The following is a 245-nucleotide window of genomic DNA, read 5'->3' on the forward strand; positions in this document are numbered from 1 at the left end:
CGAGACCTTGTCGGCCACGTTCAGCGCGGTATCCACGATGTCGACCACCACGCTCGGCGCACCGGTATCCACGCTGTACCCCTCGGTATCGGCCGCCGTGGTGCTGTTGCCGGCCGCGTCGGTGGTGGTGACCGTGGCGTCGATCACCTTGTCACCATCGGCCACCAGGTCGCTACCCGGCACGTTGATGCTGAAGGTCTTGTCGGCCAGGACCAGACCGGTGAAGGTCTTGCCGTTGACGGTCA

The 245-nt window shown here is 65.3% G+C and carries 1 protein-coding gene; it reads right to left on the minus strand.

The genetic code is table 11. The annotated features are described in order from the left end of the window. On the minus strand, positions 1 to 245 hold a 245-nt coding region (locus ACW5W7_RS21365), incomplete at both ends, for a hypothetical protein (protein WP_456503007.1).

The sequence above is a fragment of the Aeromonas intestinalis genome (assembly GCF_054052485.1).